At 58.7% G+C, this 14,422-nt stretch carries 14 protein-coding genes; 4 read left to right on the top strand and 10 right to left on the bottom strand.

Translation table 11 applies throughout. The features are described 5' to 3' along the window. Positions 1-105: 105 nt before the first annotated feature. From ASD63_RS18570 to ASD63_RS18530, 9 genes are all read right to left on the bottom strand, one after another. On the bottom strand, positions 106-1,146 hold the full coding sequence (locus ASD63_RS18570) for an ABC transporter substrate-binding protein (RefSeq protein ID WP_060529690.1): 1,041 nt from the start codon (positions 1,144-1,146) through the stop codon (positions 106-108). A gap of 216 nt (positions 1,147-1,362) precedes the next feature. Beyond that, positions 1,363-1,611 (bottom strand): hypothetical protein, encoded by a 249-nt coding sequence (locus ASD63_RS18565; protein WP_060529689.1) that lies wholly within the window; start codon positions 1,609-1,611, stop codon positions 1,363-1,365. A gap of 276 nt (positions 1,612-1,887) precedes the next feature. Continuing rightward, entirely contained in the window at positions 1,888-2,325 is a 438-nt protein-coding gene (locus tag ASD63_RS18560) for a type II toxin-antitoxin system VapC family toxin (RefSeq protein WP_034800191.1), read from the bottom strand. Next, entirely contained in the window at positions 2,322-2,588 is a 267-nt protein-coding gene (locus ASD63_RS18555) for an AbrB/MazE/SpoVT family DNA-binding domain-containing protein (protein ID WP_034800189.1), read from the bottom strand. The genes ASD63_RS18560 and ASD63_RS18555 overlap by 4 nt, the downstream gene beginning before the upstream one ends. 379 nt (positions 2,589-2,967) lie before the next feature. Further along, positions 2,968-4,260 carry an amidohydrolase family protein gene (locus tag ASD63_RS18550; protein WP_060529688.1) on the bottom strand — a complete coding sequence of 431 codons (1,293 nt, stop codon included), beginning with the start codon at positions 4,258-4,260 and terminating at the stop codon, positions 2,968-2,970. Further along, a complete protein-coding gene (locus ASD63_RS18545; protein WP_034800188.1) occupies positions 4,257-5,198 on the bottom strand; it encodes an ABC transporter permease in 942 nt (313 codons plus the stop codon). The genes ASD63_RS18550 and ASD63_RS18545 overlap by 4 nt, the downstream gene beginning before the upstream one ends. 1 nt (position 5,199) lies before the next feature. Further along, on the bottom strand, positions 5,200-6,249 hold the full coding sequence (locus tag ASD63_RS18540) for an ABC transporter permease (protein ID WP_060529687.1): 1,050 nt from the start codon (positions 6,247-6,249) through the stop codon (positions 5,200-5,202). Further along, a complete protein-coding gene (locus tag ASD63_RS18535; protein WP_244497262.1) occupies positions 6,239-7,879 on the bottom strand; it encodes an ABC transporter ATP-binding protein in 1,641 nt (546 codons plus the stop codon). Before ASD63_RS18535 ends, ASD63_RS18540 begins: the two co-directional genes overlap by 11 nt. Before the next feature lie 18 nt (positions 7,880-7,897). After that, positions 7,898-8,923 (bottom strand): BMP family protein, encoded by a 1,026-nt coding sequence (locus tag ASD63_RS18530; protein ID WP_034800184.1) that lies wholly within the window; start codon positions 8,921-8,923, stop codon positions 7,898-7,900. Positions 8,924-9,443: 520 nt separating this feature from the next. Here ASD63_RS18530 and ASD63_RS18525 point away from each other — a divergent pair. Together ASD63_RS18525 and ASD63_RS18520 are read left to right on the top strand one after the other, a co-directional pair. Next, a complete protein-coding gene (locus ASD63_RS18525; RefSeq protein ID WP_060529685.1) occupies positions 9,444-10,598 on the top strand; it encodes an amidohydrolase in 1,155 nt (384 codons plus the stop codon). A gap of 116 nt (positions 10,599-10,714) precedes the next feature. Further along, on the top strand, positions 10,715-10,996 hold the full coding sequence (locus tag ASD63_RS18520; protein WP_034800276.1) for a hypothetical protein: 282 nt from the start codon (positions 10,715-10,717) through the stop codon (positions 10,994-10,996). A 220-nt stretch (positions 10,997-11,216) separates the two neighbouring features. On the opposite strand, the gene ASD63_RS18515 is transcribed toward ASD63_RS18520, so the two are convergent. Beyond that, complete coding sequence (locus ASD63_RS18515) at positions 11,217-12,116, bottom strand: nucleotidyltransferase and HEPN domain-containing protein (RefSeq protein ID WP_060529684.1); 900 nt, start codon at positions 12,114-12,116, stop codon at positions 11,217-11,219. Positions 12,117-12,267: 151 nt separating this feature from the next. On the opposite strand from ASD63_RS18515, the gene ASD63_RS18510 reads away from it, so the two are divergent. Beyond that, complete coding sequence (locus ASD63_RS18510; RefSeq protein WP_082572928.1) at positions 12,268-13,227, top strand: LysR family transcriptional regulator; 960 nt, start codon at positions 12,268-12,270, stop codon at positions 13,225-13,227. Positions 13,228-13,394: 167 nt separating this feature from the next. Next, positions 13,395-14,099: an autoinducer binding domain-containing protein gene (locus ASD63_RS18505; protein ID WP_234824538.1), complete on the top strand. Its 705-nt coding sequence runs from the start codon at positions 13,395-13,397 to the stop codon at positions 14,097-14,099. Positions 14,100-14,422: the final 323 nt, after the last annotated feature.

Below are 14,422 nucleotides of genomic sequence, written 5' to 3'. Positions count from 1 at the left end.
CCAGGACGAGTGACGGCGCGATCAGCGGCAGAAGTCCCTTGACAGCGGCTCCGGCGGGCGGGGGCTTTGTCGGAGTGGAGCAAACAATGACGGCCATGATCTACCTCACTTGGCCGCCGCGACGACATCACGTTCCCATCGTTCGCCCCAGGCGGAAAGCCGTGTTGCGACCGCCGCGAGATCGGGCAACAGAAGGGCCTTTAGATCGGCCTCGGTGGTGATCTGCTTGGCGCGGATATCGGCGGGCACCTCGATGTCGATCCTGCCGCTGCCGACCTTGTAGCCGGTGACCCATGCCTCCTGGCTGGTCTTTTCGAGAAAGAAGTTCACGAACTTGAGAGCTGCGTCTCGGTTCGCCGCGTGCTTCGGCACGTTCAGGGTTGCGACCAAGGGGATAGAGCCTTCCTTCGGCAGAACATAGTCGACCGGCAAACCGCTATCGACGAGCAGCTGCGCGCGCCCGTTCCAGAATGGCATCGCCCAGACGTCGCCCCCTTTGAGGTACGTTTCCATGACTGAGGATGACTGCTCAAAGCCGATCGACTGTCCGGCGAGCTTGGCCATGGCGGCAAAGCCGGGATCGACGTTCTCGAGCAGATCTCCACCATGGGCGACCGAGAAGATCTCCATCAGGTAGGCGGCCATCACGTTTTGGAATGTCGGCAGGATGATTTTGCCCTTGAGGCCATCATCCAAGAGCGCGTTCCAGGAATTTGGACGCTCTGCCAGCTTGTCCGTCCGGTAAAGAAGCGAGAGATACTGTACTTCGTGAACCGCGCCGCAGGGACCAGCAACGCCGGCAATCACCGACGACAGACGCTCAAGATTAGGAACCTCCTCTGGTGAAAACTCCTCAAGCAGGCCCTCCTTGCACCCTTCGAGCGATTGGGAAGCGGTCATTACGACGACGTCGAAGCCAGGGCGGCCATTCGTCGCCTTGATCTTGGCGTAATCCTGGGAGGCCGAACCGACGGCGTCGTAGATTACCTTTATCCCGAACCTGGCCTCGAAAGGCTCAATGATCCGCTCCCGAATGATAGTTTCGTACGGCCCGCCATAGCTGTTGACGATGAGCGTTTCGGCGTGGCCGTTCGCAGCCAAAACCATTGATACGATCGCGGGCGCGCACAGCGCAGTGTACTTCATGACGATCCCCTTTGTTGGTGTTGTCGGTACGGTGACATTGCGCCAGCCAGTCTTGCGATCTCCAATATCGATTTCCCGGTATTGATACTGAAATCATATCAATCGTGTTGCATTCGCTGAACTGGCCGACGGCTCAAGGCGGATTCGGTCTTGAGGGCCTCAAGCTCTATGAATCCGCGCTTGGGTTTATGCGCGTTGCCACAGGCAGCCGCTCTGTCACCCCGGCTGGCAGATTTCGTTGATTAGGCGTGGATTGGCTTTCAGGGATTTGAAGATATGAAGCCAGAACCGGTAATGGCTTTCGCGATTGAGATCCCTGGCCTCGAATGCGCGCTTGGCCGCAGCGGTCACGGCGTCGCAGCCGTAAAACTCCATCGCAAGTTCCACAGCCGCCGCCACCGCGACGTCATGTTGCGCACCCGCCTCGTTTGACGGTTCCAGTATATTCTTCAAAGGCTTCGACATGGCGACTCTCCTGTGAGAGTCCGGCGAGGAAATGTGGCCGGACGGTCTCACAGCGAAGATCGCGTCGTCCGGAAGCACACGGTGCCGCTCATATCGAACAGGTTGAATCTTAGCTCACTTCCCGCCCTGGGAGAAGTCCAAAACTCTGCGCTGAAATCTTTGGTCGAGCTTCTTTGAAGTTTTCGGGCTGACGCCCGAGATGATCTGGCTCCTGTGCAAGCTGTTAAGCGGCGCCGGCATTGCGGATGCGGGAGCCTTGCCTAACTTGATCATTTCTCAGTTGGATGCACCCCTAAGTTGCTTTGAGGTCGCGTCCAGCCAGTTTTCAACCCGAAGGTTGGGAATGCGCGTGAACTCACGGGCATTGGCTGTGACGAGGACTGCGCCTGCGGCACAGGCATGAGCAGCGATCAATAGGTCATTTGGGCCGATTGGTTTGCCTGCAGCTTCCAACTCAGTGCGGATGTTGCCGTACTTGGCGTCGGCGGGCACGTCGAGCGCGAGCACCAGAATGCTTTCTAGAAGGGCTTCGATTTGGGCCAGCAGCTTTGGGGAACCCTTCTTGGCGCATCCATAACGCAATTCTGCCGCCGTTATGATGCTGACGCAGATTGCCTCCGACCCGACCGCCGCAATACGTTCAGCGACCTGCCCTCTCGGGTTCCGAGCCAATTCGGACACGATATTTGTGTCCAGCATGAAAAGGTTGCTCACAGGTCGATTTCCTTGGCGGGCAACAAAGTCTCGTCAATATCTGGGAACTGATCTTCAGGCCCAAGAGGATCCAGACCTGCCAAGACTTCCAGCAGGTTCTTGCGACGCAGCGGCTCTATTATAAGCCGATCCCCGTCGCGATGGATCATCACTCGATCGCCGGGAAGCTCAAAGTCAGCCGGGATGCGAACAGCCTGGCTCTTGTTATTCCGGAAGAGCTTAGCTTCCCTCGCAGGAGGTTCGTTGTGTCTAATCTGCGGCATAAAACTCTCCTCTGCATATACATTTGCATATACACGCTGACAAGCGAGATTTCAAGTGAGAGCTTGACTTACTCGGTGAAAGGAAGGTTTCCTGCAAACAGGATCGAGGCCGTGATAGCAGCCAAACTCGATCTCATGCGACCGGGGCAAGGTGGCAAAGTGTTGTGGCGTTCTGGTGCGGGAACAGATCGGTCTTCCGGTCGCGATCGAGGGATTTCGGAAAGCACTGCTGCAGCGCAAAGCCACGCTCGGCGACATTGCCAACCAGGCCGAACGTCGTGGTGTTGGCATGGTGATCTGCCCTATCTGGAGGCGCAGGCCGCCGACGTTTAGGGAAGTCAAAGATGTTGGCGCTTCGGTGCGCGGGTGCATATGCATATCAAAACGCTTGCCGTGGCACAATGTGACGGCGGTTGATGGTCGCGGGACGGCCCTTAATGGACAGAGTCGTATCGCGCTTTTCGCGTTCTGCCACGACCTTGCCCTTTGCGACGACAAAAAGCCGCTCGGCACGCAGGCGCACCGCCTCGATGGGGTTGCCCGCATGGAGTACGATGAGGCTTGCGGATTTGCCCACGGCTAGACCGAGATGATCGAGGCCCATAATCTCGGCATTGATCTTGGTGACCATGTCGAAGCAGGTGCGCATGTCTGTGGGCGAGGACATCTGGGCGACGTGCATTCCCATGAAGGCGACGTCGAGCATATCGGCTGTACCGAGGGAATACCAGGGATCGAGCACGCAATCCTGACCCCAGCCGGTGCGGATACCGGCCTTCAGCATCTCGGGCACTCGCGTCAGGCCACGGCGCTTAGGGTAGGTGTCGTGGCGCCCCTGAAGCATGATGTTTATGAGTGGATTGGGGATCACTGAGATGTCGGCTTCCGCAATCAGCGGCAGTAGCTTCGAGACGTAGTAGTTATCCATCGAATGCATCGATGTAAGGTGCGAGGCAGCTACCCGGCCTTGCAGGCCGAGCCTCTGGGTCTCATAGGCAAGCTGCTCGATATGGCGCGATAACGGGTCGTCCGTCTCGTCACAGTGCAGGTCGACCATCACGCCGCGCTTTACCGCGATCTCGCATAGTTCGGTAACGGAACGCGTGCCGTCGGACATGGTCCGCTCAAAATGCGGAATGCCACCGACGATGTCGACGCCCATGTCGAGGGCGCGGATGGTGTTTTCGCGAGCATTCGGGGAGCGATGGAACCCGTCCTGCGGGAAGGCGACAAGCTGGAGGTCGATATAGGGGGCGATCTCCTTCTTAACCTCTAGCAGTGCTTCCACCGCAAGAAGGCGGTCGTCGCATGTATCGACATGGGTGCGGATGGCGAGGAGACCCATCGAGACAGCCCAGTCGCAATAAGCTAGCGCCCGCTGCTTGACGGCCTCGTGGGTCAGGAGCGGCTTGAGTTCGCCCCACAGCGCGATGCCTTCGAGCAGCGTACCTGAGGCATTGATACGTGGCAGGCCATAGGACAACGTTGCGTCCATATGGAAATGCGGATCGACAAAGGGCTGACTGACGAGGTTGCCCGAGGCATCGACGACACGACCAGCCTCGGCATCGATGCGTGGCTCGATCGCGGCGATCCTATCGCCCTTGATGCCGATGTCGGCGACGTTGCCATCGGGTAGCGTGCCACCTTTTACGATCAGGTCAAAACTCATCTTTCGCCTTTCTGGTACGGGATCATCAAAGCTTTAGGGTATGCGGCACGACGTGCGACCAGGATCAGCGCCAGGATCGACAGCGCATAGGGCATCATCAGGAAAACCTGATAGGGCACGATGCCGCCCGAAATTTGCTGCAGACGAACCTGATAGGCATCGAAGGCGGCGAAGAGGACGGCGCCGATCAGCGCCTTTCCTGGCCGCCATGAGCCAAAGACGACGAGTGCGATGCAAATCCAGCCGCGTCCATTGATCATCTGGAAGAAGAACGAGTTGAAAGCCGAGGTGGTGAGAAAGGCGCCGCCGACCGCCATCAACGCGCTACCGACGACAACGGCGCCCATGCGGATGCCCGTGACCGAAATGCCCTGCGCTTCGACCGCTGACGGATTTTCGCCGGCAGCACGAACGGCGAGACCGATGGGCGTGCGATAGAGGATCCAGGCAACGGCTGCAACCGAGATGAATGCGAGATAGGTCAATGGCGTCTGGGTAAACAGCGCCTCGCCAACGACCGGGATGCTGGATAAGCCCGGGATCGGCAGGGGCTGGAACGGCTCGATTTTGGGCGGCGACGTCACTTCGGGCAGCGCAAGGCGATAGACGAAATAGGTAAGGCTTGTGGCAAGTAGCGTAACACCGATGCCGACGACGTGCTGCGACAGGCCGAGTGGTACCGTAAGCGTCGCATGCAGCAGGCCGAACATGGCACCGAAAAGGGCAGCGACCAGCAAGCCGGCCCAAAGATCTCCGCCGGAATATACGGTAAACCAGCCGGCGAAAGCGCCTACCGTCATGATCCCCTCGATGCCGAGATTAAGAACGCCCGCGCGCTCGCAGATCAACTCGCCCATCGTCGCGAAAATCAGCGGAGATGCTATGCGGATTGCGGCAACCCAGAAAGAAGCGGTGAAGAGGATTTCGAGCGCGTCCATGTCACCTCCACCTGATTCGGAATCGCGTCAGAAGGATCGCGACAACCATCGTCAGTAACGAGGTGGCGACCATGACGTCGGCTATGTAACTCGGTACCTTGGCCACTCGGCTCATGGCATCTGCGCCGACAAAGATGCCGGCGACGAAGATGGCAGAGGCGATGACGCCGAGCGGATTCAGCATGGCCAGCATAGCGACGACGATGCCCGCGTAGCCGTAGCCTGGCGACAGGTCGAGCGTCAGGTTGCCTTTGAGCCCGGAGACTTCGGAAAAACCCGCGAGAGCGGCCAATCCTCCCGAAAGCAACGCCGTCTTCATCAGAGTGCGGTCGACCAGAATTCCGACAAAACGTGCGCCCTCGGGATTGATGCCGACGGCGCGCATTTCGTAACCGAGAACCGTCTTTTTCATGACGATCCAGATGAGGACGGCCGAAGCAAGGGCGATGATGAAGCCATAGTGCAGGCGCTTGCCCTGGATAAGGCGCGGCAGTTGTGCTTCGGCAATGACCTTCTGCGATTGCGGCCAGCCGAGCCCCATCGGATCCTTGAGCACACCTTCGAGCAGCATCGACACGAACAGCAGGACGATGAAGTTAAGCAGCAACGTTGTGACCACCTCGTCGACGCCGAAACGCGTCTTCAGCACGGCTGGGCCGAGCAGAAGCAACGCGCCTGCGGCCATGACGGCGACCATAATTACCGGGATTAGAACAACCGAAGGCAGGGGCAGTGCGCCCGTTCCCAGCGCCACGGTGACGACACCACCGATGTAGAGTTGGGCTTCTGCGCCGATGTTCCAGAGCTTTGCCCGAAAGGCGACGGCGATCGCCAAACCCGTGAAGATCAGTGGCGTCGCCCGGGTCAAGGTCTCTAGGAATGCGAACTGTGAGCCGGCCGCCCCCTTCGCCACAAGATAGAAGACGGACAGTGGGGAAGCGCCGGCGGCGAGAACCAGTACCGACGTCAGCACCAGTGTGGTGCCTATGGCAGCCAGCGGAAACAGCAAGGTGATCGCCAGGGACAGCGCGGGTTTCGGTTCAAGCCGCATGATCGCCGCGCTCCCCGCTGTGGCCTGCCATCAGTTCCCCCAGTTCCCGAATGCTGCGTTCGCCCCTTGCAGAGGGTGTGGAAAGGCGCCCCTTGAACATAACGAAGATGCGGTCGGACAATGCCAGGACTTCTTCGAGATCTTCCGAAATGAGCAATATCGCGGCGCCCCGATCTCGCGCTAAGAGCAGCATGCGATGAACATAGGCGACGGCGCCGACATCGAGGCCGCGTGTCGGCTGACTTGCCAGGATGACCGCGGGGTCGGCATCAAGGGCCCGGCCGAGAATGAGCTTCTGCATGTTGCCGCCTGAGAGTAGGCGTATGCGTGCTTCGGGCGAAGGGCATTTGACGTCGTAGTCGGCAATGAGTTTCTCTGCGAAACGCCCGGCGGCTTTCCAATTCAGGAAGCCCATGCGGCTGAACCGAGGGCTTCGGTAGCGTTCGGCGATGACATTTTCCGTCACGCTCATGTCGCCGATGCTGCCGATAGCGTGGCGGTCTTCCGGAATGCGGGCCACGCCATGTGCGAGCGCGGCGCGCGGCGACCAGTCGGCGACGTCCCGTCCAGCGATGGAAATGCTGCCGTTGGTGGGACGCCGGATGCCGGCGATAAGGGCAGCAAGGACAGCCTGACCATTACCGGCGACGCCGGCAATTCCGGTGATTTCACCGGCTGTGAGGGTGAGCGATACTTTGTCGAGGCCCGCCCCGTTGTAGGCCGTTGCGGAGACCTGTTCAAGTGCCAGCAGCGGTGCTCCGAGCTTCAGCGGACTGACGTTGGCTGGCTTGACCTCTTTTCCAACCATGAGCGCTGCCAGTTCTTTGCGATCGGTCGAACCTGTTTCGCGCTCACCGACGAGCTGGCCGGAACGCAGAACCAGCACACGATCGCTCACAGCCATCACTTCGTGTAGTTTATGAGAGATAAAGATGATCGACAGGCCTTTGGCGACGAGCAGCTTCAGCGTCCGGAACAGTGCCTCAGTCTCGGCGGGGGTTAAGACAGCCGTCGGCTCGTCCATGATTAGGATTCGGGCTTCGCGATAAAGAGCCTTTAGAATCTCGACGCGCTGTCGCTCGCCGACTGAAAGGCTGGAGACGGTAGCTGTGGGGTCGACGGCGAGGCCGAAATCGGCGGACAATCGCTCGATGCGCCGTCGCGCGGCGGCCCGGTCGAGCCGCAGGCGCCAAATGCTCTGCGTGCCAAGCGCAATGTTTTCCTGCACCGTCATGTTGTCAGCAAGGGTGAAGTGCTGGTGAACCATGCCGACGCCGGCATCTATGGCAGCGCGCGGATCTCCCGGCGGCAGCGGCTTGCCAAATGCCTCGACGGTTCCTTCGTCGGCGACGTAGTGGCCGAACAGAATGTTCATCAGAGTCGTCTTGCCGGCGCCGTTCTCCCCGAGAAGTGCTATGACTTCGCCCTGCTTGAGTTCAAACGAAATGGCGTCGTTAGCCCTGAGTGGGCCGAAGCGCTTGCTGATGCGGGAAAGACGAAGGGCGGTTTTGCTAGACACGTCGGCGACCGGAAGAGGAGTTGTGGGGACTTCCTTTCCCGTCCAAGGAGAGAATGGTCGCTGTTGGCGAAGTGTAATTCCTGGTCCGCCACAGCCGACCACTTCTCCCATGAACGCGAGGAAGGAAGGCTAGGTCGACTTCGGCTCGGCGTCGTTGATCTCGACGGCGAACGAACCGTCCTTGATCATCTTTTCCTTTTCCGCGACCTTGACCTTGATGGCGTCCGGAACCTTGCTCTCAAAGGTGCCGAAAGGCGCCAGTGAACAGCCGCCGTTTTTCATGAAGGAATAGATGCCATAGTCGTCAGCCTTGAACGCGCCGGCCTTCACTTCGCTGATCGCCTTGTCTAGCGTCGGTTCGAAATGCCACAGTGCGGATGCGACAACGGTGTCCGGATAGTCCGCCTGGGTATCGATGACATTGCCGATGGCCAAGACCTTCTTCTCCTTGGCGGCGTCGGACACACCAAAACGTTCGGCATATAGCAAGTCCGCACCCCCATCGATCTGGGCGAAAGCGGTCTCTTTGGCCTTTGGCGGATCGAACCATGAGCCGATGAAGGCGACCTGGAATTTGGTGTCCGGGGCCACTTCCTTCACGCCGGCCATGAATGCATTCATCAGCCGGTTAACCTCTGGGATCGGATAGCCTCCCACCATGCCGATGTTCTTGGACTTCGTCATTGCGCCGGCGACAAGGCCGGACAGATAGGATGCGTCCTGGATATAGTTGTCGAAAACTGAGAAGTTCGGAATAGCGGCGTCGGGCTTGAAGCTCGAGCCCATCAGAAAGGCGACATCCGGGTAGTCTTTGGCAACCGTGCGGGCCGCATCCTCGACGCCGAAGACCTCGCCAAGGATCAACTTGTGACCCGCCTCGCAATACTCACGCATGACGCGCTCGTAATCGTTGTTCGCGGTGTTTTCCGAATAGACATATTCGATGTCACCGCGCTCCTTGGCTGCATTCGCTGCCTTGTGGATACGACTGACCCACTGCTGCTCGACCGGAACGGTGTAGATGGCCGCCACCTTTATCGGATCCGCAGCGAGCAGACGGCCCGGCAGACCCGTCGCCGCCACCACGGCGGAAGCGCCAGCAGCTTTGATCAGGGTTCTTCTGGAAATGGCAAAATTGAAGGAATCGCTTTGCATTAAGTTCCCCTCTGATTGATTGCGCGTTTGGCGCGCGTCTTTTTTACCACTTGGTCAATGTAGGGGAAGTTGGAGTTTGCAGCAATTGGGGTGTGGTACGCCATTCAACCGGATATGACGCAGCTTGCGCGACAAGCTCTGTGCAGTCTGAAGAAAGACGTGTCGCGTCTGAAGCCGCTAACCGATCATTCAACGCGACAAGTTGGAGGCCTCACTTGAAGACCGAGAGCCGTGCGTACTTTGGGCGCAGTTTCGAGCAACCGGTTTCTTGGTTGCGACCTGGGCGAACAAGTTCCAGTGCGACCGGCAAAGCAAGTGTGAGATCGGGCTGAAGTCGATCCACTGCAGCTGTGTCCAACGACGTCTTTCGCGCTTCTCTTTCAATAGCGAAGATGGTCTAAGGTCGTGGCTGGGAGACTTTTGAAGGGGCCAGGTCACCAGGATCATGCGTTTCCAGAGGCATGAGCAGTGGAGCCGGAAACTGGAGCTTCTATCCTGATAAAGAAGCGGAGGCGCGTGAATGTTTCTGATCGACCGTGAACTTGAGGCGCTCACCGTTTTTCGGCGCGAGCTGCACCGGCGGCCGGAAGTCTCGGGCGAGGAGCGGGAGACGGCGGATACGATCGTAAAGGCTCTGGCCGAGACGAAACCGGATGCGGTGATCACAGGTCTTGGCGGGCACGGAGTGGCGGCGATCTATGAGGGCCGAGAGCCAGGGCCGACGGTGATGGTGCGTGCCGAGCTCGACGGGTTGCCGATCGAGGAGATCTCGGAGATCGGCCATCGTTCGAAGATCAAGGGCAAGGGGCATCTCTGCGGCCATGACGGACATATGACGATTCTGATGGCGCTGGCCAAAGGGCTTGGACGCGAGCGCGCGGCGAGAGGCCGCGCGATCCTGATGTTCCAGCCGGCGGAGGAGAACGGCGCGGGTGCCGCGGCCGTGCTTGCCGATCCGAAATTTGCTGACATCAAGCCGGATCTGGTCTTCTCGCTGCACAATTTTCCGGGATTACGCTTTGGCCATGCGGCGCTGCGCTCAGGACCGGTAAATTGCGCCTCGCGCGGGATGCGGATCTTGCTTTTCGGCAAGACGGCGCATGCCTCGACGCCGGAGGACGGCATTGCGCCGACCTTTGCGATCGCCGCCTTGCTTTCCGGGCTGACCTCGCTTGGCAACAACGGGCCGCTTAACGAGGATTACACGCTGGTCACGGTGACGCATGCCCGCCTCGGCGAGGCGGCCTTCGGCATCAGCCCCGGCTATGCCGAGATTTGGGCGACGCTGCGCACACTGACCGACGAGCGCATGGCCGATCTTGTGGCCCGTGCCGAGGCGCTGGTTGCGAAAGAGGCCGGTGCTGCCGGCTTGAAGGTGGCGATCAGCTACGAGGACGTGTTCCACCAGTGCGGCAACGCGGACGCCGCCGTAAGCGCGCTGGAGCGCGCTATGGACGAGGAGGGCGTCAGCCACGATCGCGGCGAGGGCGTGCTGCCGATGAAGGGTTCGGAGGATTTCGGCCTTTTCGGGCGCGTGGCGCCTTCGGCGATGTTCTTTCTCGGCGCCGGCGAGAACCACGCGCGGCTGCACAATCCGGACTACGATTTTCCCGATGACCTGATCGGCATCGGCGCCAAGGTGTTCATGCGGGCGATCCGCAACGAACTGGGGTGAGCGCGCCGGACGGTCGCTTGCACGGCGGGCGCCGTGACGGCACTCTCTCACAGTGCGCAGTTCCGGAGAAGAGCCGTTTCACGTCGCGTCGGATGTGCATAGAGGAGGAGCAGGCGATGAGGCAGTCCAGCATTCGTGTCGCACTTTGCCTAGCGCTTGCCATCGCGGGGATGACCGCCGCTCAGGCGGCGGATACGCCGGCTGCCGACGCTGTTCCTGAGCCGCAGCAGACCGAGAATGCCAGCCTGCAAGACTTCATCAAGGCCAATCCGGATTGCCTGGAATTCACCGATCAATGCTCGCACTGCGTTATCGTTAATGGCATTGCCGAATGCTCGACGGCGGAGATCGCCTGCATCAAACGAGAGAACCAGTGCACGAGGCGGATCGCTAAATGATGCATCCTGCAAATAGGACGTCTTCACGAACTCGTCGCTCACTGATCCCTGAAGCGCGGCGCAAAGGACGCTGCGGAGACGGCGTGCCTCCGATTTCATCGGCGATGTCGAAGGTGGCTCGGGCATGGTCTGGGGCCCGTTGGGGTGGTACTATCCCGAGCTTGATCGCGCCTTGAATTCGTTTCAACGCAGGCCGTACGGAGTTGTAGGAATGTGGAAGCTAGGCTGAGCCCAATTCCGCCAGTCGCTCCTGACATACCAGCTCAACGAGTCGAAGAAGATGCTCCGTCCGCTCTAGAAGCCAACTGAGCCCTTCTTCGGTAATCTCAAAGTGCTTCGCGTAGCGGGCCTTCACATAGGCTTCGTTGAGAATGTTGTACCAGGCGGTAAAACGATGCTGGTCGCGCGGCCAGGCGTCGATCAGCCGCTGGTCGCGATCCTCGGCGAGACCGCGGAGAAACTTGATATTGTGCGACGGTGGGCTGTAATTGGTTAGTGTGAGGAGCAGGCAAGAATAGGCGGTCTCCACTGCCTGGTGCAAATTAAACGCTGCATGATTTCGCTGTTCGTCAGAAATGGCGTACCGTGCCAACTGACAAAAATACTTCGAGCTTGCACATTGTCTCTCGAAATGCTCCCTCGCCACCCTGAGCGCGTCGGCAGGCGAGAGTCGTTTCGGCTCGGCCAGAGGCCGGTCGTCGAGTTCGTAGAGCACGATGCCTTCGCGCTGGATATCAACGAAGAAATACTGTCCGTCCGCAAGGAAGTTGTTCACCTCCCGGGCGCCATGGACGATCAGCCCGACGGGCGTCGAGACTCCTTTGTCCCACATCAATCGGTCGGTCGCCTTCTCCCAGTATTCCGGTTCTGCGAGCTTCTTCGAATTGACGATGACGAGGATATCGTAATCGGAGCGATAGCCCTTCATCGTATGCGGTTCGTCAACAAAGTTGCCGCGGCCGTAGGAGCCGAAGAGGATGATTTTCAGGATCCGACCGCGCTTCTTGAAGTCGGCCGAGCCCCCCTCGAGCGCATCGGCAAACTCCTCGTGGATGATCTCCACGACGCGCGCAAGCTCGCGCTGCTTCTTCTCGGGAAGATGTTCCAGGCTCGTTTTCATACTCAACCGATAGGATAAAGACGATTCGCCGTCTACTGCAGCAATTTATGGGTTTCGTGCTATTAAAAAATAACAAATTGATCTAACTCCGCGATTAATGGATGATATGTGTCCTTGTAGACTGGCTTGCGTGGATGCAGAGGACAGGCGAATGGAAATCCGTCAGATGAGGTGTTTTGCAACCCTGGCCGAGGAGTTGCATTTCGGTCGCGCCGCGGCGACGCTCTCCATGGCACAGCCCGCCCTTAGCGTGCAGATACAAACGCTGGAAAAGGAGCTCGGCGTTCAGCTTCTCATCCGCTCTACGCGTCGTGTTCAACTGACAAAAGCCGGCGAAGTTTTTTACGAGCGGTGCATCAATGTTCTGCGGGAGATCGAAAACAGTTCCGCTATCGTCCGGGCTGTTGCGGGCAAGAATGTCGATCGGATCACCATCGGAACCATATATCCCGCGACCTTCGGTGTCTTGCCGCTTTTTCTGAACAAGCTCGGCAAGCGATTTCCCGATATTCAGATACACGTGAGCAGCGGTTCCACGGATGCAATCATCCGTGACCTGGAGAAGGGCCGCATCAACCTTGGCTTCATCCGGCCTGTCGAAAACATCGGATCGCTCCGTTGGCAGAGCATCGCCAACGAACGATATCTTCTGGCGGTGCCACTTGGCAGCCGGCTTGAGACGGCGGAGACCGTCACAATGGGCGATCTGAAACAGGAGCGGATCATCTCCTTTTCCCGCTCAAATCTATCTTACACGGAAAAGTACTTCTTCGAGCAGTTCAAAAAATTTGGCCTTCTCGATCAGGTTGCCTGTAGTTGCGATGACACGCTCTCCTTGGTTTCGCTGGTCGCGGCCGGGATGGGCGTAGGTTTCGTGCCGGAATGGACCAGAGATTTGCCCCACCAGTCGTTCCGGCTTCGGGAAGTGGAGGGGCTGGATTTTACGATCGGCATGGGGCTTGCTTGGAACAAAGAGGACCCGACCGCGAACCGTGAAGAGATCGTAGAAATTGCCCGCACGCTGGCGGCGGCATCAAGATCCCTTAAAGCTGTGGGCGACGACACCGGAAGAAACAACACCAAGCGCCCTCTGCCGGCGCATGGCGAGTAGATAGGTAGGTGGCAGCGTAGGCCGCCAGAGTTTGGCGACGACGGTGCTTGGACCTTCAAGGCGAGTTGTGACAAGCACAAACTCGCCGACTGCTTCCCAAAAGGTCCAGAATATCGCTGGTCCGAGTATTGTTTCAGTAAGACGAGAGGGCAAAAAAGGAGGAGAAGGTGAAGAGCTGGTTCCAGAAGCTAACTGATGTTTCCACCGTGGCGCGCACCAAGGAGATGTTCAATGAAGCGCTCACCGAGCTCGCGGAAGAACTCGGCTTCGAGTATTACGCCTACCTTAATCTTCAACCAATCGGAACATTCGCCGTTTCGAATTATCATCCCGAATGGCAGGATTGGTACTTCGCCAAAAGCTTCAACGAGATCGATCCTGTGATCCAGATTGCAAGGGCGACGATGAAGGCGTTCACTTGGTCTTCCGAAAATTCAAGGACTGTTAGATCGAGGCGCGTTCGGCAGTTTTATCTGGATGCCGCCGGTTTCGGTATTCGGTCGGGGATCACCATTCCAGTCGCGACTGCGTTCAGGCGTATAGCAATGCTGACCATGGCCTCACACAAGCCTTCCCTCTCGCTGAAAGGGGATGTCGATCCGGTAGCGGCCGCCATGGCGGTCGCCCAGCTTCATGTGCGGATCGAGCAAACGAACATTGAGCCTACAGCAAAACCGAGCATTGCCTTGACCACCAGACAGGCGCTTATGCTCAAGTGGGCGTCCGAGGGCAAATCCATGAGAGTAATCGCCGACATCGAGAACATGAGCTACTGGAACGTAAACTTCCACATGAATAATGCGCGCAGGAAGCTCAATGCCTACTCGCTTCCGCAGGCGACGGCTCTGGCGACGAAGCTAAAGCTGATTTGAAGCTCAGGCGCATCGCTGCCAAGCATCTGAAGTCGAGGTTTTGAGGACTGCAGATGGAACAGCACTGGCGCAAGCACAAGCTGCGACCGCTACTGGAAGAGCTGCGGCGCACGGCCAAGTGAATAAAGTACCTCTTGGGAACTTTCCTGTAAGTGAAAATCGCGATGCAGGCATTCGCCCGACGACCGGCGAAGAGCAGATCTGGATGCCGAGTTGAACTTTCGGCCCCAAACTAACGCCTTCTTGGAAGGTCGCGAAGGCGCTCGAAGTTGCTGCGCCGAGTGGTCAGCGTGCCGGCCGGTTCAACGCCGCCGTCGCATGCT

This window comes from Ensifer sp. Root558 (assembly GCF_001427045.1).
Taxonomy (GTDB): Bacteria; Pseudomonadota; Alphaproteobacteria; order Rhizobiales; family Rhizobiaceae; genus Ensifer; species Ensifer adhaerens.
The sequence above is the reverse complement of the archived record's forward strand: the minus strand, read 5'-3'. Positions and strand labels throughout refer to the sequence as shown.

Bases quoted from the DNA above. Each gene is read 5' to 3' on its own strand.
- ASD63_RS18520 (WP_034800276.1), top strand. From the start codon at position 10,715: ATGAGGCAGTCCAGCATTCGTGTCGCACTTTGCCTAGCGCTTGCCATC.
- ASD63_RS18540 (WP_060529687.1), bottom strand. From the start codon at position 6,249: ATGCGGCTTGAACCGAAACCCGCGCTGTCCCTGGCGATCACCTTGCTG.
- ASD63_RS18570 (WP_060529690.1), bottom strand. From the start codon at position 1,146: ATGAAGTACACTGCGCTGTGCGCGCCCGCGATCGTATCAATGGTTTTG.
- ASD63_RS18550 (WP_060529688.1), bottom strand. From the start codon at position 4,260: ATGAGTTTTGACCTGATCGTAAAAGGTGGCACGCTACCCGATGGCAAC.
- ASD63_RS18545 (WP_034800188.1), bottom strand. From the start codon at position 5,198: ATGGACGCGCTCGAAATCCTCTTCACCGCTTCTTTCTGGGTTGCCGCA.
- ASD63_RS18515 (WP_060529684.1), bottom strand. From the start codon at position 12,116: ATGAAAACGAGCCTGGAACATCTTCCCGAGAAGAAGCAGCGCGAGCTT.
- ASD63_RS18535 (WP_244497262.1), bottom strand. From the start codon at position 7,879: ATGGGAGAAGTGGTCGGCTGTGGCGGACCAGGAATTACACTTCGCCAA.
- ASD63_RS18530 (WP_034800184.1), bottom strand. From the start codon at position 8,923: ATGCAAAGCGATTCCTTCAATTTTGCCATTTCCAGAAGAACCCTGATC.
- ASD63_RS18525 (WP_060529685.1), top strand. From the start codon at position 9,444: ATGTTTCTGATCGACCGTGAACTTGAGGCGCTCACCGTTTTTCGGCGC.
- ASD63_RS18555 (WP_034800189.1), bottom strand. From the start codon at position 2,588: ATGCCGCAGATTAGACACAACGAACCTCCTGCGAGGGAAGCTAAGCTC.
- ASD63_RS18510 (WP_082572928.1), top strand. From the start codon at position 12,268: ATGGAAATCCGTCAGATGAGGTGTTTTGCAACCCTGGCCGAGGAGTTG.
- ASD63_RS18565 (WP_060529689.1), bottom strand. From the start codon at position 1,611: ATGTCGAAGCCTTTGAAGAATATACTGGAACCGTCAAACGAGGCGGGT.